This is a genomic window from Methylophilus glucosoxydans, from assembly GCF_042676145.1.
Classification (GTDB): domain Bacteria; phylum Pseudomonadota; class Gammaproteobacteria; order Burkholderiales; family Methylophilaceae; genus Methylophilus; species Methylophilus glucosoxydans.
The window spans coordinates 173,873-195,570 of the sequence record NZ_JBHTJW010000001.1 but is presented as its reverse complement, the minus strand read 5'-3'; the positions used below and the strand labels follow the sequence as shown (position 1 = coordinate 195,570).

Genomic DNA, 21,698 nt, shown 5'->3' with positions numbered 1-21,698 from the left:
GTCGCCGTTTTCACTTCAAGACAATTTTACATATTGCTGCACGGCCGCAATCACTTGCGGATGCAAGCCTTGCCCCTGATGCTGCTGCACATGGCTAACCAGGCTGTTGATCATGACCGAATTCCAGAATTTTTTCAGGTGGCTGGCAATTTCACGCTGCGCTTCCTCGGCATCAGGATTTGCCTCAAAAAAATCGCCAATCTGATTAGCCATTTTAATTAACTTTTCGACATCCATCTCTCTACACGCTTTCCAGTGACTATCCAGCTTAGCTTGTTTGGCCAAGCTCACCACTATACACAACACATTGGCCTGCTCTGGCAAAGCCAACCAGTAAAAAACCATATTCCTTGGCCAGATTGACGGCGAGGGCGGTGGGCGCAGACATGGCCACCAACACCTGACCACCGGCCATCGCCACTTTCTGTACCATTTCATAACTGGCGCGACTGGTCGTCAGCACCCAGTGATCCAGCCAGCATGCAGACCACTCGACTTGCTGGCGCAACAAGCAACCGATCAGTTTATCCAGCGCATTATGCCTGCCGACATCTTCCCGCACGCACACAATATTGCCCTGTTTGTCGGCAAGTGCTGTGGCATGCGTTGCGCCTGTCATTTGTTGCAGTGGCTGCTGTGATTGCAAGCCAGCCAGCGCGGTGGCTATCACGGACGCATCCAGTGTCGTGGGGGCGGATGCCGTCATGCCAGGATGCTTGAATACTTGTTGCAAACTTTCTGCACCGCATAAGCCACAACCCGTGCGGCCAGTCAGATTACGGCGCTGCGCCTTAAGCAAAACAAATTGTTCTGTGGCTAACTCTATGTGCAGCTCAATGCCTTGTAATTGACCATCATCATCCTCAATCGCTTTAGCCTCTACACCATAAATCTGCTTGCGCGCAGTAATAATGCCTTCGGTAAACGAAAAGCCATAGGCAAAATCTTCGAGGTCTGCCGGCGTGGCCATCATCACCACATGCGATATCCCGTTGTACACAAACGCAATCGGGACTTCTTGCGCCAAGGCGTCGGCGACCACAGTCACTTCGCCCTGACGCCAGCGCGTCACCGCCAGCGTCGTGACTGCCTGCTCAGCAGGCTGCATCGGCATTTCCTGATAGGCTGACAGGCGACATTGCGCCTCAGCCTCCTTAATGGCCTCGCTCATCAGGAAACAACCGTCTGCGGATCCATGCCGGACAACTCAATCTGGGTATCGCTGAATGAACGATACTGTTTCTGCCAATCAGACAACTGGTTCACCTTAGACACCTGTACTGCCGTGACCTTGTACTCTGGGCAATTGGTCGCCCAATCCGAATTGTCGGTGGTAATGACATTGGCACCGGACTCAGGATGGTGGAAGGTGGTATAGACCACGCCAGGTTGTACCCGCTCGGTAATCTTGGCGCGCAGCACGGTCTGCCCGGCGCGGCTGGTAATTCCCACCCAATCGCCTTCAACAATCCCGCGATCCTCAGCATCGTGCGGATGAATCTCGATCACATCCTCATGATGCCAAACCACGTTTTGTGTGCGTCGGGTTTGTGCACCCACATTGTATTGTGACAGGATACGGCCGGTGGTCAGGATCAATGGGTATTTCTGGTTGACGCGCTCGGTGGTAGGCACATATTGAGTAACAAAGAACTTGCCCTTGCCGCGCACAAACGCATCCACATGCATGGTCGGCGTCCCCTCTGGCGCCTCGTCATTGCAGGGCCACTGGATACTGCCCAACTCGTCCAGTTTCTTGAAGCTGACCCCAGCAAATGTAGGGGTCAAGGCAGCGATTTCATCCATGATCTCGCTGGCATGGGCGTAATGCATGGGGTAACCCAAGGCGGTCGAGAATCTTGCAGTAATCTCCCAATCTTCCATCCCATTCTTGGGGGTCATGACTTTACGCACCGGGGAAATGCGGCGTTCGGCATTGGTAAACGTCCCGTTTTTCTCAAGGAAGGACGCGCCCGGGAAGAATACATGCGCGAATTTGGCAGTTTCGTTCAGGAACAAGTCCTGCACAATCACACATTCCATATTCTCCAGTGCATGGGTCACGTGCTGGGTGTCAGGGTCTGACTGGGCAATATCCTCACCCACGCAATACACCGCCTTAAAACTGCCTTCAGCGGCCAAGTCCAGCATATTGGGAATACGCAGCCCGGGGTCAGCGCTCAGTTTGACGCCCCATGCCTGCTCGAACTGCGCCCGTGTTTCATCATCAGACACATGACGGTAGCCAGGAAACTCATGCGGCATGGATCCCATGTCACAAGAGCCTTGTACATTGTTTTGACCACGCAAGGGATTCACACCCACGCCTTCACGCCCGACATTGCCGGTTGCCATCGCCAGGTTGGCTATGCCCATCACCGTGGTCGAACCTTGACTGTGCTCGGTGACCCCTAACCCGTAGTAAATTGCCGCATTGCCGCCGCTGGCATACAGGCGTGCAGCTTCTCTCACCTCGTTGGCTGGCACGCCCAATTCTTTTTCCAGTGCTTCTGGAGAGTTTTCAGGCTTGGCGGCAAAATCACGCCAGGCCACATAAGAATCCCATTCGCAGCGCGCTTTAACAAAGTCCTCTTGCACCAATCCTTCAGTCACAATCACATGTGAAATGGCTGAAATCATGGCCACATTGGTCCCAGGCCGCAGCTTGAGATGGTAGTCGGCGCGAATATGGGGAGAATTAGCAACCAGGTCGATTTCACGTGGATCGACGATAATCAACTTGGCCCCTTCACGCAGACGGCGTTTCATCATTGAGCCAAACACCGGGTGACCATCGGTAGGGTTGGCCCCCATGACGAAAATCACATCTGATTTCATCACGGAATCGAAGGTCTGTGTGCCCGCGGACTCACCCAGGGTTTGCTTGAGGCCATAGCCAGTCGGGCTGTGGCACACACGGGCACAGGTATCGACGTTATTCACACCGAACACGGCACGGATCAGTTTTTGTGTGACATAGACTTCTTCATTGGTGCAACGACTGGAAGTAATTCCGCCCACGGCCTCTTTGCCATAGGTTTGCTGGATACGCTGAATTTCACTAGCGGCATAATTAATTGCCTCATCCCAGCTCACTTTTTGCCAGGGATCATGAATACTCTTGCGTATCATGGGCGTGGTAATGCGATCCGCATGCGTCGCATAGCCCCAGGCAAAGCGGCCTTTGACGCAACTGTGACCATGGTTGGCGCCGCCTGCTTTGCTCGGCGTCATGCGGACAACCTGCTCACCTTTCATTTCTGCATCGAAACTGCAACCAACGCCGCAATAGGCACAAGTCGTTGTCACTTTGTGCTCAGGCGTGCCTGCCTCAATCACGGTTTTTTCCATCAATGTGGCGGTCGGACAGGCTTGCACACACGCACCACAGGAGACACATTCTGACTCCAGAAAGTCTTTGTTGCCTGCAGAAACCTTGCTGTCAAAGCCGCGACCTTGAATGGTCAAGGCAAAGGTGCCCTGTGTTTCTTCACAAGCCCGCACGCAACGTGAACAGACAATACATTTGGAAGGATCAAAGGTGAAGTAGGGATTGGACTCATCTTTGGCTTGGCCCAGATGATTTTCGCCTTCGTAGCCATAGCGGACTTCACGCAAACCGACCGCACCTGCCATGTCCTGCAACTCGCAATCCCCATTGGCGCCACAGGTCAGACAATCCAGCGGATGGTCAGAAATATATAATTCCATGACGCCCCGGCGCACATCCGCCAATTTAGGGGTTTGCGTCTTCACCTTAAGCCCGGGGGCGACTGGCGTCGTGCAAGAGGCCGGATAGCCGCGACGGCCTTCGATCTCGACCAGACACAGACGGCAGGAACCAAACGGCTCGAGGGAATCGGTAGCACAGAGCTTGGGCACGGTGACGCCACCCAACTGCGCCGCATGCATGATAGAACTGCCCTCGGGCACAGTAACATCCACCCCATCGATATTGAGGGTCACCATCACTGCGCTGTCTGATTTTGGCGTACCGTAATCCTTGTCTGGGTCATACTTGAGGGATTGCGGCTGCGAAGAGGAATACTTGATATCGTCCATAATAATGTCCTTTGCTGCCTAGGCTGCAGCCTCTTTACCACTTAATCCAAAGTCTTCAGGGAAATGGTTCAATGCGCTCAAGACCGGGTAAGGCGTCATCCCGCCCAAGGCGCACAGGGAACCGTTAAGCATGGTGTCAGACAAATCACGCAACAAATGCACTTGCTTGGCGCGATTGTTGCCCAGCATAATCTTGTCCATCACCTCTACGCCACGGGTAGAGCCGATCCGGCATGGCGTACATTTGCCGCAGCTTTCCTCGGCGCAAAACTCAAAGGCATAGCGGGCCATTTTCGCCATATCGACACTGTCGTCAAAGGCGACGATGCCGCCATGACCGAGTACCGCCCAGATTTTGCCAAACTCTTCATAATCCAGTGGCGTATCAAACTGACTCTCTGGCAAATAGGCCCCCAGCGGACCGCCGACTTGCACGGCGCGAATCGGCCGCCCGGTCGCTGAACCACCACCATAGTCGTAGAGCAATTCGCGCAAGGTCGCACCAAATGCCAGCTCGACCAGGCCGGTGTGTTTTAAATTGCCCGCCAGCTGGATAGGCAAGGTGCCGCGCGAACGCCCCATGCCGTAATCCGCATAGTATTGCGCACCCTTATCCAGAATAATCGGTACGGTAGCCAGCGAAATCACGTTATTGACAATGGTCGGCTTGCCAAACAAGCCTTCAATGGCAGGCAGTGGCGGCTTGAAGCGCACCAGCCCTCGCTTGCCTTCCAGGCTTTCCAGCAAAGAAGTCTCTTCGCCACACACATAAGCGCCTGCCGCACGGCGCACCTCCAGGTGAAACGTTCGGCCTGAGCCCTGAATATTCTCGCCCAGATATCCGGCAAGATTGGCCTTGCGGATCGCCTCATTCAGTGTTTTCAAGGCATGCGGATATTCACTGCGCAAGTAGATATAGCCCTGCGTTGCGCCGACCGCAATGCCGGCGATGGTCATGCCTTCAATCAGCACAAACGGATCGTCTTCCATGATCATGCGGTCAGAATAGGTGCCAGAATCGCCCTCATCCGCATTACAGACGACGTATTTTTGTTCAGCGGGCGCATTGAGCACGGTGTTCCACTTGATGCCGGTCGGAAAAGCGGCACCACCCCGGCCACGCAAGCCTGAGTCAGTCACCGCTTTGACTATGTCAGCGCCGGACATGGTCAGCGCATTTTTGAGTCCTTGATAGCCATCATGCGCGAGGTAGTCCTCAAGAGACAATGGATCAGTGATCCCCACCCGGGCAAAGGTCAGTCGTTGCTGTTTTTTGAGCCAGGCCAGCTCTTCAGTCAAGCCGAGATATAAGGGATGGGCTTTCGCCTGGTCTGCCAAGGGCTGAGTAAACCCGGCATCAAACAAGCCTGCGACATCTGCGGGCGACACCGGGCCAAAAGCGACGCGCCCTTGCGCACTCTCTACTTCTACCAGAGGTTCCAGCCAGAACAGGCCACGAGAGCCATTACGCACCAGCGTAATCTCGAGGCCTCGCGCCTGGGCTTCCTGGATGATTTTTTTCGCGGTACGCTCAGCACCCAAAGACAGTGCTGTCGAGTCGATTGGGACATAGATCTTAACCATGACATACCTCGGCAATCAGTTCAGTCACTTTTTGCGTATTCATGCGGCCATAGACCTCTTCATCGAGCATAACGGCCGGGGAACAGCCGCAATTACCCAGACAATAGACCGGGAGCAAGGTCAGTGTGCCGTCAGCGGTGGTTTGATGATAGTCCACGCCTAGCCTTGCTTTTAATTCGGCTTCAAGCCTCTCTGAACCCATGGCCTGGCAGGATTCCGCGCGGCAGACTTGCAACACATGCTTGCCGACCGGATGCGTACGGAAATGATGATAGAAACTCACCACGCCGTGCACCTCGGCCACCGAGAGCGCCAGGGCTTTGGCAATGTCAGGATAGACGGTTTCCGGCACATAGCCAATATCCTCCTGAATCGCATGTAGCAGAGGCATTAAGCCGCCCGGTACATGCTGGTGTGCTTGAATATGCGCTTGAATTTGCGCATGCTGTTCATGGCTTAATGTGTTATCCAAACCGACCTCACATCTTAACGAGTTACAATTCAGTTACATTCTATCACCCTGGCATCATATCCTCTATTTATGCCTTGTTAAAGCAAAAAAAGGGCATAAAATGCTGATTACTTTAAATTTTAATGATTGCAATGCATACGCCAGCCACTCTGCCCACCCAATTGATCGACCAGTTTGGCCGACAGGTGGACTACATACGCCTGTCGATTACTGACCGCTGCGATTTTCGCTGCCAATACTGCATGGCAGAGGACATGACGTTTTTGCCCCGTCACGAGGTCATGTCACTGGAAGAGTGCGCACGCTTGGTTAAATTGTTTGTCCGTATGGGCGTGCGTAAAGTTCGCATCACCGGCGGCGAACCACTAGTGCGCAAAAATGCACTGTGGCTGTTTGAGGAAATTGGACATTTGCCCGGTCTGGAGGAGTGTGTCATTACCACCAATGGCAGCCAACTGGATAAATACGCGCAGGCATTGAAGGCGGCAGGCGTCAAACGCATCAATATTTCCATCGACAGCTTGCAGGCTGACCGCTTCAAGGCGATCACCCGGGTAGGTGAGTTATCCAAAGTGCTGGGCGGTCTTGAAGCAGCCATCGCCGCCGGCTTTGAAAACATAAAGCTCAATTCGGTATTGATGCGCGGCATCAATGACGATGAAGCCGAAGCCCTGGTGAACTTCGCCATTCAAAAACGCATAGATATCAGCTTTATTGAAGAGATGCCCTTGGGCGAAGTGGCGCACGACCGTGAACAGAGCTGCGTCAGCAATAAAGACACCCTGGCATTACTTAAAAGTAAGTTCTCACTGACGCCAAGTACCCATCAAACAGGCGGCCCCGCACGCTACTGGCAGGTCAATGGCCAAGCGACCAGGATCGGCTTTATTTCACCGCATAGCCACAATTTTTGTGAAAATTGCAACCGGGTACGCATTACCTGCCAAGGAGAATTATTTTTATGCCTGGGCCAGGACCATCAGGTGAATTTATTGCCGCTGTTGCGTGCGCACCCAGACGATGACCAGCCCCTGGTAGAAGCGATTTTGCACGGCATGCATATCAAACCCAAAGGCCATGACTTTGATTTACAACGTGCAGGACCCGCTGTGATCCGCTTTATGTCGCACACAGGTGGTTAATGCAGATTACCGCAGTGATTCTTGCCGGGGGGCGTGGCTTGCGCATGGGGGGCGTGGACAAAGGTCTGGTGGACTACCAAGGCAAACCACTGGTCGCACATGTGCTGGAGCGCATCCAGCCGCAAGTGAATCATGTCATCATCAATGCCAACCGCCATCTGGACGAGTACCAGCGCTTTGGCATCCCTGTGGTCGCCGATGCCAATGAACAATTTGACGGGCCTTTGGCAGGGATGCAAGCAGGGATGCATCATGCCAGCACCGAGTGGATTGTGAGTGTCCCCTGCGATTCGCCGCTGCTGCCGCTAGATCTGGTCAGCCGCCTCAAGACTGCCCTGGAACAAACACAACACCTGCACAAGCAAGACCATGGGCTGGCCATTGCACGCAGCCAGAGTGGAACACACCCCGTTTTCTGCCTGATGCCACGCGCCCTGCGCGAGGATTTGGATCATTTTCTCGAGCAAGGCCAGCGCAAAGTGAGCGCATGGCAAGCGCAACATCCACATGTATTCGTGAGCTTTGAAGATGAGCAAGCGTTTACTAACATTAATGAACGGCCATCATCATCGCTATGAACCAGACACCAGATTTATTACGTCAATTGGCCCACGACCCGGCGGGCGCAGAGGATTATGACCCAAATGCAATGTCGGTATCGCAAGCGCGACAATACATTCAACAATTCCTGACGCCTGTGCAACAGACCGAACGCCTTTCGATTAAACAAGCCTTGGGACGGGTGCTCGCCAGCCCTATCGCCTCTACACTCAATGTGCCAGGTCACAACAATTCAGCCATGGATGGCTTTGCTTTCAGGCTCGCTGAAGCCTCGCAGCCATTGCGTATCGTCGGCACGGCGTTTGCCGGCAAGCCTTTTAACGGCACGATTCCTGAGGGTGGCTGTATCAAAATCATGACCGGGGCAGTGATTCCGGCAGACGCGGACACCGTCGTGATGCAAGAGCATGCAACAGTGACCGGCGAGCATGTCAGCATCCAAAAATTGCCTGAAAAAGGCGCCAATATTCGCCTACTGGGTGAAGACATTGCTATCGGACAAACCGTCCTTGCTACTGGCCATACCTTGCGACCGGCAGATATGGGCTTGCTCGCCTCGCTGGGTGTCGCAGAAATTGAGGTTTACCGGCGTCTTAAAGTGGCCTTTTTTACCACGGGCGATGAACTGGTGAGCGTAGGCCAGCCCTTACAAGCCGGACAAATTTACGACAGTAACCGCTATAGCCTGTGGGGCATGTTGCAAGCCCTGGGCACAGAGGTGGAGGACCTGGGCAATATTGCCGACAATCCCCAAGCCTTGGAGCACACTCTATTGCAAGCCGCCGCCCGCTTTGATGTGGTTATCACCAGTGGCGGTGTGTCCGTGGGGGAAGCGGACTTCATGAAACAACTGCTCGCCACCCATGGTCAGGTGCTGTTCTGGAAAATCAACATGAAGCCAGGGCGACCGCTGGCTTATGGCAAGCTGGGACAAGCGCATTATTTTGGCTTGCCCGGCAATCCGGTCGCCACGATGGTAACGTTTTACCAGTTTGTGCAAACGGCGTTAAAAACCTTGATGGGAAGCCATGAGCGCGTACAACCTTCCTTCAAGGTCGAGTGCGTGAGCCCGATTAAAAAGGCCGCAGGCCGCACCGAATTTCAGCGCGGTATCCTGTTTAAGGACGGTACAGACTGGAAGGTAAAAACCACAGGCGAGCAGGGCTCCGGTATTTTAAGCAGCATGAGTCAGGCCAATTGCTTTATCTTGCTCGATGAAGCCTCAGGGCCGCTACCCGCAGGCAGTTGGGTTGAAGTACAACCTTTCACCGGCATTTTCTAAGGCATCCTTGTATCTGCAAGCTGGCAAGAAGATTCAAAAATAGCTTATAGTGTCGGCTTGCGTTGGGGGTCATCAAAAGGGATATTGGCGTGCAAGCCGTTTTAAAAGAAACAAAACAATTCAGTCATTTATTAGAGTGGTGCCTGATTGCCTCACTCCTGATACATGCCTTGATCATGTTTACTCTACCCAAACCTGATTACGACCTGCCGCCCCCAAACAAGCAAGAAATACGGATTGAGCTGGTCAAACCAGAACCACCCGCTGTCACGCCCGCGCCACCTGCACCAGCAGAACCTGAAGTGGTCAAACCCACCCCTCCCAAACCGCAGCCACAGCCTCCAAAGCTAGAACCCAAGCCCGTAGAGCAAAAACCTGTGACGCCGCAAAAACCGTCGCCTATGCCAGAGCAAGCGGTAGAAACACCCCGCCCCGTAGTGGAATCACCAGCCCCGGCCGTGATTGCCGCCAAGCCCAGCGTCAGTGAAACCAAGTCTGAAGTCGTGGTACCGCCCCCCGCGCCCCCTGTGCCACCAGAACCAGTCAAAGCCTCTGGGCCCAGCGAAGGGGATATTGACGCCGCGCGTAATGCGTTTAGAAGTGCGGCGCATAGGGAGCTGAAGAAAAACCAGCGCTACCCGCGGATTGCGCAAGACAGAGGCATAGAGGGCGATGTCAAATTAAGCATCAGCATTGACGATCATGGCAATATCACCAATATTGAAGTCGTCGAGTCCAGCGGCAACAAAGCCATTGATGACGCAGCCTTGGCGGCAGCGCAAAAATCGCAGCTGAAACCGCATTTTCATGAAATACTACGTGGCAGAATCAATAACATTATTGTCACGGTCAGCTTCAAACTGTCCAGTTAGGTGCACATGCTGTTCAAGCGCAAGCAGACAAGCTCCTCTCCCCATTGGCAACACGACAAGCCGCTGCGCTTATTATTGCTTTTTCATGACATCTATTTTATTGCACTGATCGTCCTCGCCGTCGCCAGTGGCGCTTATGGCATCTATTTGTGGGACAAAGCCTCCAAACAATCCCAGCGCATCAATGTCGTGATCCAGGAAATCTACCTGGTACGTGGCGACCTTTACCGGCAAATGAAAGAGTTGTTTGATGCATTTTTTTTGCAAGAGACGAATGCGCTCAATGAATACAACCAATACACCACGTCGATTCTGATCCATATGGAGCGCCTGCAGTCGATCGCGCTGGACCAGGAAGAACGTGATGCCTTGATGGAGATTGAGCACAAATACCGCAACCTGGTGAATGAAGCACCTGCGCTGTTCTATCGTTACCAGAACAATCCCGACCGTAATGCCCAGAAGTCGATTTATCAGGATATTGAAACCGGCATCTTCAAGCATTATGAAGAGGTGTCCAAGCGGGCAGAACGCCTGCTCATGATCAAGCAAGGTGAAATCAAGCACAGGCTGGATGAAGCCAGGAGTAACTCCATTGCCGTTTTGTCTTTGCCGCTGTTACTGGCTTGCGTACTGATTGTCTATTCCAGACGCATCCTCAAAGAGTCTATCGTGCGCCCGATAAATGACATTATGCAAGCCACCAATGCCATCAGTGGCGGCAGCCTCACCCATCAGGTGCCAGAAGCTGGCGCCGAGGAGCTGGCGATGCTGTCACGCGAAATCAATAAAATGGCCGAAGACCTGGCCGCCAGCCGCGATGCCCTGGTCAAGAGCGAGAAACAGGCGGCACTTGGCCTGTTGGTGCCTATGCTGGCGCATAACATCCGCAATCCCCTGGCGAGTATCCGCGCTACTGCGCAGGTCATCGATGACCCGCAGCTGGACAAGGACACCATGGAATCGATTCAAGGCATTATCCATACCGTAGACCGGCTTGAGCGCTGGACCGGCAGCCTGCTGTCTTATCTGCATCCGATCAAGCCTATGCTTAATCAGCTGCGGCTATCCAATATCGTTCAAGGTGCGGTCACTACCTTGCATCCCAAACTGAATGAAAAGCAGATCAGGCTGCAAGAAAACAGTGACACGGTGCAACAATTGATTTTGACCGACGAGCATTTATTGGAACAAATGCTATACAACCTGCTTCTAAACGCGACAGAGGCTTCTCCCAAAGGCGCCGAGATTCAGCTGCAATGTGCGCTACATGATCACCTGCTAACCCTGGTGATTATCGACCAGGGGCCAGGCATGCCGTTCAAGCCTGATCCGCATGCACTGACACCGGGCCCCACCACCAAACGGTTCGGCACGGGTCTCGGCATTCCTTTTGCATTTAAAGTTTGCGAAGAGCTCGGCGGGAGCATGTCTTTTGAAAGTGGCGCAAGCACAGGTACCCGCATTACCATCTTATTACCGCAATAATCATCCACCTCTCGTGAGATGCTTGATCGCAGGCGGTGAATATGCGATTTGTGCTTGCTTAATTTTGTATTTTTATCAACAATGTGATTAAGTGATAGCGATGTCAACTATGTTAAATTCACCTGTTCCAGAACTCAGCTTACCAGCGACCTCCAGCCTGCAATTCAATAGCAAAGACTATTTGGGCAAGTTCCTCGTCCTGTATTTCTACCCCAAGGATTCCACCCCAGGCTGTACCACGCAAGGGATGCAGTTCCGTGACATGCATGCCGCATTTCTCGAAGCCAATGCCATCATTTTCGGCATTTCGCGTGATACGCTCAAATCGCACGAAAACTTCAAGGCCAAATACAGCTTTCCCTTTGAATTGATCTCGGACAGCGATGAAATCGCTTGCCAGGCGTTTAATGTGATCAAAATGAAAAACATGTATGGCAAACAGGTTCGCGGCATTGAGCGCAGTACGTTTCTGATCAACCCACAAGGCATCATTGTGCGCGAATGGCGCGGTGTCAAAGTCGATGGTCATGCCGCTGAGGTATTAGCCAGCATACAGTCTTCCCACTCATAAAAGTGATTTTCTATGGCCCGTGCTCCACAAACCAAGCTTTTTGTCCTCGATACCAACGTTTTGATGCACGACCCTTCGTCGCTATTCAGGTTTGAAGAGCACGACGTCTACCTTCCCATGGTCACCCTGGAAGAGCTGGACAACAATAAAAAAGGCTTGACCGAAGTTGCACGTAACGCGCGCCAGGCCAGCCGTTTTCTTGAAGAAATCATGGGGGGCAATGAAACAAGCAATCTTGAGGAAGGCTGTCCGCTTGCCATTCAAGGCAACCGTCATTTAACGGGCAAGCTGTTTTTCCAAACCGAACATGTGCCGACGGATTTACCAGGCCTCGCTGGCAGCAAGGCAGACAATCAGATCATCAGCGTGGTGCTGGCACTCAAAAAACAACACACCAAACGCAATGTCATCCTGGTCAGCAAGGATATCAACATCCGCATCAAAGCCCGTGCCATGGGCGTGGCGGCAGAAGATTACTTTAATGACAAGGTACTGGAAGACAGCGACATGCTGTATACCGGCCTGCGCGAACTGCCTGAAAACTTTTGGGACTTGCACAGCAAGGACATGCATTCATGGCAAGAATCTGGCCGCATGTATTACAAAGTCAGCGGGCCTATCGTCAAGTCACTGCTAGTAAATGAATTCGTGTTTTATGAGTTCAACAAACCGTTTCACGCCATTGTGCGCAAGATTGAAGACAATACCGCCATTCTTGAAGTGGTGCAGGACCACATGAACCCCAAACACAATGTGTGGGGCATCACTGCGCGCAATCGTGAGCAGAACTTTGCGCTCAACCTGCTGATGGATCCCAACATTGATTTTGTTACGCTGCTGGGGCAGGCCGGGACGGGTAAAACCTTGCTCACCCTCGCCGCCGCCCTGACGCAAACCCTGGATAAAAAACGTTATTCTGAAATTATCATGACCCGTGTGACGGTACCGGTCGGCGAAGATATTGGCTTTTTACCTGGCACGGAAGAGGAAAAAATGGCGCCATGGATGGGTGCCCTTGAGGACAACCTCGATGTGCTCAACAAAACCGATGAAGATGTGGGTGAGTGGGGCCGTGCAGCCACCCAAGACCTGATTCGTACCCGGATTAAAATCAAATCGCTGAACTTCATGCGTGGGCGTACCTTTCTCAACAAATTTCTGATCATAGACGAAGCACAAAACCTCACCCCCAAACAAATGAAAACGCTGATTACGCGGGCCGGACCGGGCACCAAAGTGGTCTGTCTGGGCAATATTGCCCAGATTGATACCCCCTACCTGACGGAGGGCAGCTCGGGATTGACCTATGTGGTTGACCGCTTCAAGAACTGGGCGCATAACGGGCATATTACCCTGGTACGTGGTGAGCGCTCACGTCTGGCAGACTTTGCGGCAGAGGTCTTGTAGACAGTCGTCTGCTCGCTTCTTATGGTCAAAGGCTTCTATACCTTACTGATTGCCCAGTTTTTGTCGGCAATCGCAGATAATGCTCTGCTGTTTGCTGCGATTGCCCTGCTGGCAAAGCTTAACGCACCCAGCTGGCACGAACCACTTCTACGCGAATTTTTCGTGATTTCCTATATCGTGCTCGCGCCTTTTGTCGGCCCCTTTGCCGATGCGCTGCCCAAAGGCCGGGTCATGTTTTTAAGCAATGGGTTGAAGTTTATCGGTTGCCTGATGGCACTGGCGGGCGTGCCGCCCCTGTATGCGTACGCTGTGGTGGGGATAGGTGCTGCCGCTTATTCGCCAGCGAAATATGGCATTTTGACGGAAATGCTGCCATCGCATTTGTTAATCAAGGCCAACGCATGGATGGAAGGCACCACAGTCACCGCCATTATTCTGGGGCCGGTCTTGGGTTCTACGTTATCTGCCAACAATCCATACATGGGCATAGCCTGCATCATGTGCCTATATTTGCTGGCCGCAGCGTTCAACTACTACATTCCCAAAGTACCGATTGACCACAAAGTAGCGCAAAAAACGCTCTGGTTTTTACTCAAAGATTTTTGGCATGCCTTTATGACGCTGTGGAAAGATCCGCAAGGCCAGGTCTCGCTGGCCGTCACCACTTTGTTCTGGGGCGCCGGGGCCACCTTGCAATTCGTGGTATTACAGTGGGCAGATGTCAGATTGGGCTTCTCTCAGCAACAAGCGACTTATTTGATCGCCATCCTTGCCGTTGGCATCGCCATCGGCTCAATCATCGCTTCCAAGTATGTCGAGCTGGAGAATGCCGTGAAAGTGTTACCGGCAGGCATTTACATGGGGATTCTGGTGATGAGCATGATGGTGATCCACAGCCCCATTCTGGCAGGGATCCTGCTATTTGTGATTGGTGTGCTTTCAGGCTATTTTCTGGTGCCGCTCAACTCCTTATTACAACACAGGGGCCATCATTTACTCGGCGCCGGGCACTCGATTGCCGTACAAAATTTTAACGAGAATATAGGCATCTTGCTGCTGTTGGGCGCTTACACCTGGATGGTAGGCGCCAAGCTAGACATTAATACCATTGTGGCCATCTTCGGGGTATTTATTATTTTCAGCATGTCATTGATCACACTGGTTTATCGCAAACATATCCGGCGATAAGCGCAACGCAGCTTTGATACAATCAACAAAAAAGGGCGCCTGAGCGCCCTTTTTGCTCTCTAGCGATCAATGCAATTTGACATGTGGCTCGGTACGTCTTGAGATAATACGACCGATGGTATGAACAATCACCGCCAGCACACCGTGCAATGCCATCAAGTGCATCTTGTACAAGGAACGGTACATCACGCGTGCGAACAAGCCCTGAATGTACATGCTGCCCCCCGCCACGGCACCCATCAAGCTGCCCACGGTAGAGTATTTGCCCAAATTGACCAGTGAGCCGTAATCGGTATAGTGGAACTCTGGCAGCGATTCTTTACCAGCCACACGCGCCTTTACCGTCTTGAGCAGCAGCGAAGCCTGCTGGTGTGCCGCTTGCGCACGTGGAGGTACCGTCGCGTCATGCCCCAGCCATGGACAGGCTGCACAATCACCAAACGCAAAAATATTCGTATCACGAGTGGTCTGCAAATGCTGATTCACCACCAGCTGGTTAATGCGGTTGGTTTCCAGCCCATCGATATCCTTGAGGAAATCCGGTGCTTTGATGCCAGCCGCCCACACTACCAACTCCGCAGGAATCGTACGGCCGCTGTGCGTCGTGATGCCTTTGGGAGACACCTCAGTCACACGCTCGCCAGTAAACACATTCACCCGCAGTTTACGCAATTCAACATCGACCGCATAAGAAAGCTTGGGTGGTAATGCTGGCAAAATACGGTCACTTGCTTCAATCAGAGAAATCTTGACGTCACGATCTGCATCAATTTTATCCAGACCATAGGCGGCGAGCTCACGCGTAGTATTGTGCAGTTCAGCCGCCAACTCGACACCCGTCGCCCCAGCGCCCACAATCGCCACTTCAAGCTGACCGGGTTTTAATGGTTCAGGCTGTGTTTGTGCACGCAATAATGCGTTGTGCAGATAGCGATGGAATTTTTGCGCCTGCGCCTGGGTATCCAAGGCAAGCGAATACTCACGTGCCCCTTTAATGCCAAAATCATTGGTTGTACTACCCACCGCGATAATCAGGGTATCGTATTTGAATGAACGGCGCGCAATAATTTCATTCCCATCTTCGTCATGTACCGGCGACAAAAACACTTCACGTGTTGCACGATTCAGCCCATCCATCCGGCCCAGCCTGAACTTGAAGTGATGCCAATGTGCCTGTGCCAGATACTCCAGCTCATGGCGATCCGGATCCATACTACCCGCTGCAATTTCGTGCAACAGCGGCTTCCAGACATGGGTTCGCGTTGCATCAATCAACGTGATCCTTGCTTTTTTCTTTTTGCCCAAGGAGTCACCCAACTTGGTCGCCAATTCAAGGCCACCTGCACCACCACCTACAATAATGACATGGTGTAAATCATTTTCGTCAGTCACGCTCACATTAATCCTTCAATAAAAAAGCGCGCCTGCCGTACTGCCAAGCGCGCACAACACCTCAAATAACACGACTATTCGTTACCAGTAATTTTGGCATGACTACGAATAAAAGCGATGATTTTCAATACATCGTCAGGCTTCAAACCATCATCTGGCGCCATCAAGCCAAAACCTTTTGCACCCATGCCACCATTGGTGCCATGCCAGATCGTTTCAAACATGCCTTTATTGGTTGCATTCTTCGCATAACGGAAATTCTCGCCAATCAAACCAGGCCCGACAGCGCCTTCACCATGACCACCATGACAAGCAACGCAAGAGAACAGGTTAAACTTTTTCTTGCCTTCTTTAATCGCCTCTTCGTTACCAATATAAGGGTTTTTACCCGTCGCCAAAAATTCTTTCGCAGCAGGTGTATCAAACATTTTATGGTCAATTTCCATAGGTTGACCATCTTGGGTGGTGACAAATTGTATCGCCTTGATATCGCCACCTTCTGCTGAAGCGCCAGCAGATTGCCCACCGTTGTTACATGCCGCCAACATTGCTGCCAGCAATGTCGTCAATAATAAACTTCTCATCGTTACCCCCAGGTTTTATATAGTGTTATTCCTTAAAATCCTGCCATGTCTATTATTATTTTAGCTTCACACAGCACGCTTTAATTGTGCCATAAAAACAAAAAACGGTCACCTAAGTGACCGTTTTTATTCGTAACGAGTTATTCGTTACCTGTCATGCCTACGTTGCTATTACTACGCACAAAGGCAATCACTTTCAATACTTCATCTGGTTTCAAACCATCATCTGGCGCCATCAGGCCAAAACCTTTAGCACCCATACCACCGTTGGTACCGTGCCAGATGGTTTCGAACATGCCTTTGTTCGTTGCGTTTTTAGCGTAACGGAAGTTAGCACCGATCAAGCCTGGACCCACAGCGCCCTCACCTTTACCACCGTGACAGGCAACACATGAGTACATGTTGAAAATCTTTTTACCTTTTTTGATAGCGTCTTCGTTACCGATGTATGGGTTTTTACCAGTAGCCAAAAATTCTTTGGCAGCATCTGTATCGAACAAAGCTTTGTCAATGTTCAAGGTGGAACCGTCTTGAGTTGCTGAAAAAGTGATATCAGCCATTGCGCCTGTGGCAAATGCCATCAAGGAAATCAACAATGCTGATTTAAGTGTGTTGCCTAACATGTTTTCTCCTAATCCTAAACAAAATGAGCGGCGACAAGTGGTAAACCAAACAATTACCGCATGCTCATTTAACGAATCGTTCCAGAAACGGTTGACGAATAATTCATTAATAATGACAGAATTTATCACACAGCCATCTCAAAACAAGCCAACGATTTTACTGTGTTTTTTTTTCCTTGTCATTAGCAACTGTCTGTTTATAAAACTTTTTCAACAGTACTGTTATTTTTTATACACACTGTCGCCTTCAACAACTGGCACGGTGGGGATACCATAATCCTTAAGAATCGCATCAATCTTGTCTTTGTTGCGCTCTAAAGCTTCATTAATCATTTTGATGCGGTCTTTGTCCTTCATACGGACAGCTACTGAAATATTCCAATACTCCTTACCTTTGAGGTTGACTTTGTTGTACTCAGGAATCAAGCGCATTTCCAGCGGGACTTTGGAATTTTTAACGTAGTAACCAGCGATAGGACCCCACATCACAGCGACATCAATATCGCCTTTGACCAAATCATCAATAATGAAGCTGGTTGGCAAATTCAGATCGCGCTGCAAACGGTAAGGACGCGCATTAGTCATCAAGTTGTAATCATTGAGCGGGATAGTCGCTGGGCTCTTGTCAACAATCCCGATAATGCCTTTTTTCAAATCTGGCGAATCCCAGTTGGTAATGTCGTAATTGCTGTCTTTGCGCCAGACAAATACATGTCCTGAACGATAGTAGGGTTTGGACGTTCTCAACCCATCGAAGTCTGAGGTCATACCGATGATCACATCACATCGCATCGCATTGATGGTATTACGTAGAAACCCTTGACGGTTATAAGCATATTGGAAGCTCAGCTTCTTGCCCAGGTCATCGGCCAGTACTTTTGCAATCTTGTCTTCAAATCCTTCCAGCTTCAAGTTAGAGTAAGGCATATTATCGGGATCAGAACAAACCTTGAACTCTGATTCATCAGCCACACGACGTACTTCACCGATCCGGCCTTCATCCGGGTTGATTGAAGGGATTTCGATCTCCTCAGCAGACACCCATGATTGCGTTGCCAACACCAATCCCACCGCACCCAGCATATTCCATATTTTCATTTTGATTTCGTTCCTTTTTGTGATTGTTTCCTGTCGTTTTTTGAACTTAATCATATGCAAAAGTTCGATGAATTCACGACAAACTCAATCATCTTATCGCGAATACGTATTGATTTGTAGGGAAGCCCTACTTAAATTCCTGTTCATGGTTTTTAATCATGAAATTCATGAAAAAAAACACCCTGCCTAAGCAGGGTGTTAAGGAGTCAACGTACTTCTATTAGATAATTTAAGACAAGCTCAAATTACAGTGAGAATACGTTCAATGCACCGCCGCCAGGAGCAGCGTTGTACTTGGTCAACTCTTTGTAACCACCAGCAGCACCCAGTGCGTCTGTGTCGTTAGTCATACCCAAGTTCATCGCAACACCAGCCCAACCACCGATACCAGACAATACACCAACGTATTGTTTACCAGCATGGCCGTAGGTGAATGCGTTACCAATCACACCGGAACCCACTTGGAATTTCCACAGTTCTTTACCGTTTTGTGCATCAACAGCCTTGAACCAACGATCCAATGTACCGTAGAACACAATGTTAGAAGCTGTAGTCAGAGCACCACCCCAAGCAGAGAACTTCTCTTTGTTGTACCAAACTTTTTTGTTGGTCATTGGGTCGTAAGCACCGAAACCACCCATCACGCCGTCTGGACCAGCAAACATGGTCAGTGTCGCACCAACCCATGGTTGACCAGCAACGTATTTGGACTCAACTGGCTCGTATGTCATACATACGTGGTTCAATGGTGTGTACATCAAACCAGTTTTTGGTGAGTAAGCCGCTGGCTGTTGGTCTTTAGTACCCAGAGCCGCTGGACATACACCTTTAGCGTTGTAGTCTTGGTGTGTAGAAGCAGATGCCAGTTTGTCTGGTACACCTGTTTTCAGGTCAACGCTGTTAGCCCAGTTAACAAATGGGTGCACTTTTTCAGCAGCAACCAATGTACCGTTGTTAGCTTGCCATGTGTAGATAAAGCCGTTACGGTCATGGTGCCATGCGTATGTTTTGCCACCTTTGTCGAACAGGATCACTTCGTTAATACCGTCGTAGTCCCACTCATCGTGTGGTGTCATTTGCATTGCCCATTTAGCAACACCAGTGTCCAGATCACGTGCAGTGATTGTCATGGACCATTTGTTGTCACCTGGACGTACGTCTGGGTTCCAAACGGATGGGTTACCTGAACCGTAGTATACCAAGTTTGTCTTGGCATCATATGGCCACCAGCCCCATACGGAACCACCACCATGTTGCCAGCCGTCTTTCACAGCTTGTGGTTTCAACCAAGTACGTGTACCCAGTTCTTTTTCGCCGATTTTCAGTTGGTCGTTAGGGATCTTTTTGAAAGAACCGCCTTGTTTGTTACCACCGTTCACGTCTTCATAAACAGACAGCGCGTTGTACTGTGGGTTTTCTTTGTTAGTGTTAGCGTCGTGCAATGTTTCGCTATCTGGGCCTGTAGAGTAGGCTTTCCATGCCAGAGAACCATCTTTAATGTTATAAGCAACAATAAAGCAACGTACGCCGAACTCAGCACCTGAGCAACCAGTCAGTACTTTGTCTTTGATCACGTGTGGTGCGTTGGTGTTAGTTGCACCGACTTTTGGATCAGTGTTTTTAACGTCCCAAACTTTAGCACCAGTTTTTGCATCCAAAGCAACCAGCATGCCGTCGTTTTGTTGCAAGAAGATTTTGCCGTCGCCGTAGCCCAGACCACGAGAAACGTTGTCACAGCACAGAACTGCTTGTACGCTTGGGTCTTGTTTTGGGAAATAGGACCAAACGATTTTTTGGTTGTCGTTCAAATCCAGAGCGTATACGTTGTTTGGGAATGCTGTATGTACATACATCATGTTACCCACAACCACTGGAGAACCTTCGTGACCACGGTTTACACCGGTTGCGAATGTCCAGGCTGCTTTCAGGTTTTTAACGTTACCTTTGTTGATTTGAGCCAGGTTGCTGTAGCCTTGGTTGAAATGGTTAGCGCGTGGGTGTGCCCAGTTGTTGGCATCTTTCATCGCAGCTTCTTGGTCAGCAGCAGCGAATGCAACCATTGGCAAAGCAGCTACCAGACCCAGGGCCAGTTTGATTTTGTTAACTTGCATATTGATCTCCAAAGTTAGTACTAAGGGTTTAATATTAGGTGTGCACCTGATTTGCTGACACTAGGAATGAGCATAAAAGGCACACACTTTACACACCAGAGACAAGGGAAATTATCCTGAACTAACTTGGAAATTGTCACTTGCCACATGTGAGGATTGCAATATAGAACAATTTGTTTTCAATTGCAACACTTTGGTTACAAATTGGTTACAATTTTTTCAAATTATTTTTTGAATTTTTCCACCGTCTCATTGGAAATAAATTTTTACAAATAAAATCAAATAGTTAAAGAAAACCCTCTATGAAGAACCTCGCCCTCTTTCCCGAATGCCAACCATTCAAACAGTGGCATCTTGCTGCCACTTCGTTACATTCTATCTATGTTGAGCAGTGCGGGAATCCAGAAGGGGTTCCCGTGATTTTTTTGCACGGTGGCCCGGGCAGCGGCTGCAATCCTGCGCAACGGCGCTTTTTTGATCCTGCGCATTACCACATCATTCTGTTTGATCAGCGCGGCTGCGGCCGCAGCATGCCGGCGGGAGAAATTCAAGACAACACAACCCAACATCTGGTTGCCGATATTGAACAGATTAGGACCAGGCTAAATATTTCACGCTGGCATGTCTTCGGCGGATCATGGGGCAGCACCCTGGCGCTGGCTTATGCCAATCAACATCCGAATCAGGTGATCAGCCTGACCTTGCGTGGCATCTTTCTAAGCAGGCCACATGAAATTAACTGGTTTCTGGGACAGGTTGCATTGTTTTTTCCTGAAGCATGGCAGGCATTACTAGCCCCAGTCCCAGAAGCGCAGCGCAGCCAGGTACTGGAGTACTATGCAACCCAGGTGTTCGATCCTGACCCTATCGTCAGTATTCCGGCGGCAATTCATTGGAATGCATTTGAATCCAGCATCATGAGCCTGCTGCCCAAGGCTGACAGCAGCGCCCCGGATGGCCAGGTGGAGCTCGCCCGCGCACGGGTACAAATTCATTACATCCGGCATCTCTGTTTTGTGGATGGTGAGCAGATGCTCTCCGATGCGGGCAAACAACTGACGCACATTCCAACGACAATTGTTCAGGGCCGTTATGACATGGTGTGCCCACCGCAAACGGCTTGGGCACTGAGCCAAGTTCTGCCTCACGCCAAGTTTGTGATGGTGCCGGATGCTGGTCACTCCGCGATGGAGGCAGGTACCTGCCTTGCCCTGCTGAACGCCACAGAACAATATAAGCATTTATCAGACGCAGACTGAGC

19 protein-coding genes are annotated in these 21,698 nt (G+C 50.8%); 9 read left to right on the top strand and 10 right to left on the bottom strand.

Annotated elements, in window-relative coordinates:
- Nucleotides 1–15: 15 nt before the first annotated feature.
- Genes ACFQ1T_RS00940 through ACFQ1T_RS00920 form a run of 5 tightly spaced genes read right to left on the bottom strand, consistent with a single transcriptional unit; the run spans nucleotide 16 to nucleotide 6,118 of the window.
- The gene (locus ACFQ1T_RS00940) at nucleotides 16–213 is read right to left on the bottom strand and encodes a formate dehydrogenase subunit delta (protein WP_275356542.1); all 198 of its coding nucleotides are present in this window, start codon (nucleotides 211–213) and stop codon (nucleotides 16–18) included.
- A 55-nt stretch (nucleotides 214–268) separates the two neighbouring features.
- A complete protein-coding gene (gene fdhD / locus ACFQ1T_RS00935) occupies nucleotides 269–1,171 on the bottom strand; it encodes a formate dehydrogenase accessory sulfurtransferase FdhD (RefSeq protein WP_379073423.1) in 903 nt (300 codons plus the stop codon).
- Nucleotides 1,171–4,062: a formate dehydrogenase subunit alpha gene (gene fdhF / locus ACFQ1T_RS00930; RefSeq protein WP_379073422.1), complete on the bottom strand. Its 2,892-nt coding sequence runs from the start codon at nucleotides 4,060–4,062 to the stop codon at nucleotides 1,171–1,173. Before fdhF ends, fdhD begins: the two co-directional genes overlap by 1 nt.
- Before the next feature lie 18 nt (nucleotides 4,063–4,080).
- Nucleotides 4,081–5,646 (bottom strand): formate dehydrogenase beta subunit, encoded by a 1,566-nt coding sequence (locus ACFQ1T_RS00925; RefSeq protein ID WP_194749170.1) that lies wholly within the window; start codon nucleotides 5,644–5,646, stop codon nucleotides 4,081–4,083.
- Entirely contained in the window at nucleotides 5,639–6,118 is a 480-nt protein-coding gene (locus ACFQ1T_RS00920) for a formate dehydrogenase subunit gamma (RefSeq protein WP_194749169.1), read from the bottom strand. Before ACFQ1T_RS00920 ends, ACFQ1T_RS00925 begins: the two co-directional genes overlap by 8 nt.
- Nucleotides 6,119–6,249: 131 nt before the next feature.
- Between ACFQ1T_RS00920 and moaA the strand changes: the two genes are divergently transcribed.
- The 8 genes from moaA (at nucleotide 6,250) to lplT (ending at nucleotide 14,629) form a co-directional block, all read left to right on the top strand.
- A complete protein-coding gene (moaA, locus tag ACFQ1T_RS00915) occupies nucleotides 6,250–7,260 on the top strand; it encodes a GTP 3',8-cyclase MoaA (protein WP_313988555.1) in 1,011 nt (336 codons plus the stop codon).
- A complete protein-coding gene (mobA, locus tag ACFQ1T_RS00910) occupies nucleotides 7,260–7,838 on the top strand; it encodes a molybdenum cofactor guanylyltransferase MobA (RefSeq protein WP_379073421.1) in 579 nt (192 codons plus the stop codon). Before moaA ends, mobA begins: the two co-directional genes overlap by 1 nt.
- Nucleotides 7,835–9,103 (top strand): molybdopterin molybdotransferase MoeA, encoded by a 1,269-nt coding sequence (moeA, locus tag ACFQ1T_RS00905; protein WP_379073420.1) that lies wholly within the window; start codon nucleotides 7,835–7,837, stop codon nucleotides 9,101–9,103. Before mobA ends, moeA begins: the two co-directional genes overlap by 4 nt.
- An 89-nt stretch (nucleotides 9,104–9,192) precedes the next feature.
- Nucleotides 9,193–9,975 (top strand): TonB family protein, encoded by a 783-nt coding sequence (locus tag ACFQ1T_RS00900; protein ID WP_313988547.1) that lies wholly within the window; start codon nucleotides 9,193–9,195, stop codon nucleotides 9,973–9,975.
- Between the two features lie 6 nt (nucleotides 9,976–9,981).
- On the top strand, nucleotides 9,982–11,463 hold the full coding sequence (locus ACFQ1T_RS00895; protein ID WP_379073419.1) for a sensor histidine kinase: 1,482 nt from the start codon (nucleotides 9,982–9,984) through the stop codon (nucleotides 11,461–11,463).
- Between the two features lie 109 nt (nucleotides 11,464–11,572).
- Nucleotides 11,573–12,034 carry a peroxiredoxin gene (locus ACFQ1T_RS00890; protein WP_194749399.1) on the top strand — a complete coding sequence of 154 codons (462 nt, stop codon included), beginning with the start codon at nucleotides 11,573–11,575 and terminating at the stop codon, nucleotides 12,032–12,034.
- 12 nt (nucleotides 12,035–12,046) lie between these two features.
- Entirely contained in the window at nucleotides 12,047–13,441 is a 1,395-nt protein-coding gene (locus tag ACFQ1T_RS00885; protein ID WP_194749163.1) for a PhoH family protein, read from the top strand.
- 21 nt (nucleotides 13,442–13,462) lie between these two features.
- Complete coding sequence (gene lplT, locus ACFQ1T_RS00880; protein WP_194749162.1) at nucleotides 13,463–14,629, top strand: lysophospholipid transporter LplT; 1,167 nt, start codon at nucleotides 13,463–13,465, stop codon at nucleotides 14,627–14,629.
- 66 nt (nucleotides 14,630–14,695) lie between these two features.
- Here the strand turns inward: lplT and ACFQ1T_RS00875 are convergent, their stop codons facing one another.
- The 5 genes from ACFQ1T_RS00875 to ACFQ1T_RS00855 all read right to left on the bottom strand — a co-directional run bounded on the left by ACFQ1T_RS00875 (nucleotide 14,696) and on the right by ACFQ1T_RS00855 (nucleotide 20,437).
- Nucleotides 14,696–16,021: an NAD(P)/FAD-dependent oxidoreductase gene (locus ACFQ1T_RS00875; protein WP_379073418.1), complete on the bottom strand. Its 1,326-nt coding sequence runs from the start codon at nucleotides 16,019–16,021 to the stop codon at nucleotides 14,696–14,698.
- A 74-nt stretch (nucleotides 16,022–16,095) separates the two neighbouring features.
- On the bottom strand, nucleotides 16,096–16,605 hold the full coding sequence (locus tag ACFQ1T_RS00870) for a c-type cytochrome (RefSeq protein WP_228518896.1): 510 nt from the start codon (nucleotides 16,603–16,605) through the stop codon (nucleotides 16,096–16,098).
- Nucleotides 16,606–16,745: 140 nt separating this feature from the next.
- A complete protein-coding gene (locus tag ACFQ1T_RS00865) occupies nucleotides 16,746–17,228 on the bottom strand; it encodes a c-type cytochrome (protein WP_194749160.1) in 483 nt (160 codons plus the stop codon).
- 222 nt (nucleotides 17,229–17,450) lie between these two features.
- Nucleotides 17,451–18,326: a quinoprotein dehydrogenase-associated putative ABC transporter substrate-binding protein gene (locus ACFQ1T_RS00860; RefSeq protein ID WP_194749159.1), complete on the bottom strand. Its 876-nt coding sequence runs from the start codon at nucleotides 18,324–18,326 to the stop codon at nucleotides 17,451–17,453.
- Nucleotides 18,327–18,571: 245 nt separating this feature from the next.
- On the bottom strand, nucleotides 18,572–20,437 hold the full coding sequence (locus ACFQ1T_RS00855; protein ID WP_194749158.1) for an outer membrane protein assembly factor BamB family protein: 1,866 nt from the start codon (nucleotides 20,435–20,437) through the stop codon (nucleotides 18,572–18,574).
- A 302-nt stretch (nucleotides 20,438–20,739) separates the two neighbouring features.
- Here ACFQ1T_RS00855 and pip point away from each other — a divergent pair, with 302 nt between their 5' ends.
- The gene (gene pip / locus ACFQ1T_RS00850) at nucleotides 20,740–21,696 is read left to right on the top strand and encodes a prolyl aminopeptidase (protein WP_313988531.1); all 957 of its coding nucleotides are present in this window, start codon (nucleotides 20,740–20,742) and stop codon (nucleotides 21,694–21,696) included.
- Nucleotides 21,697–21,698: the final 2 nt, after the last annotated feature.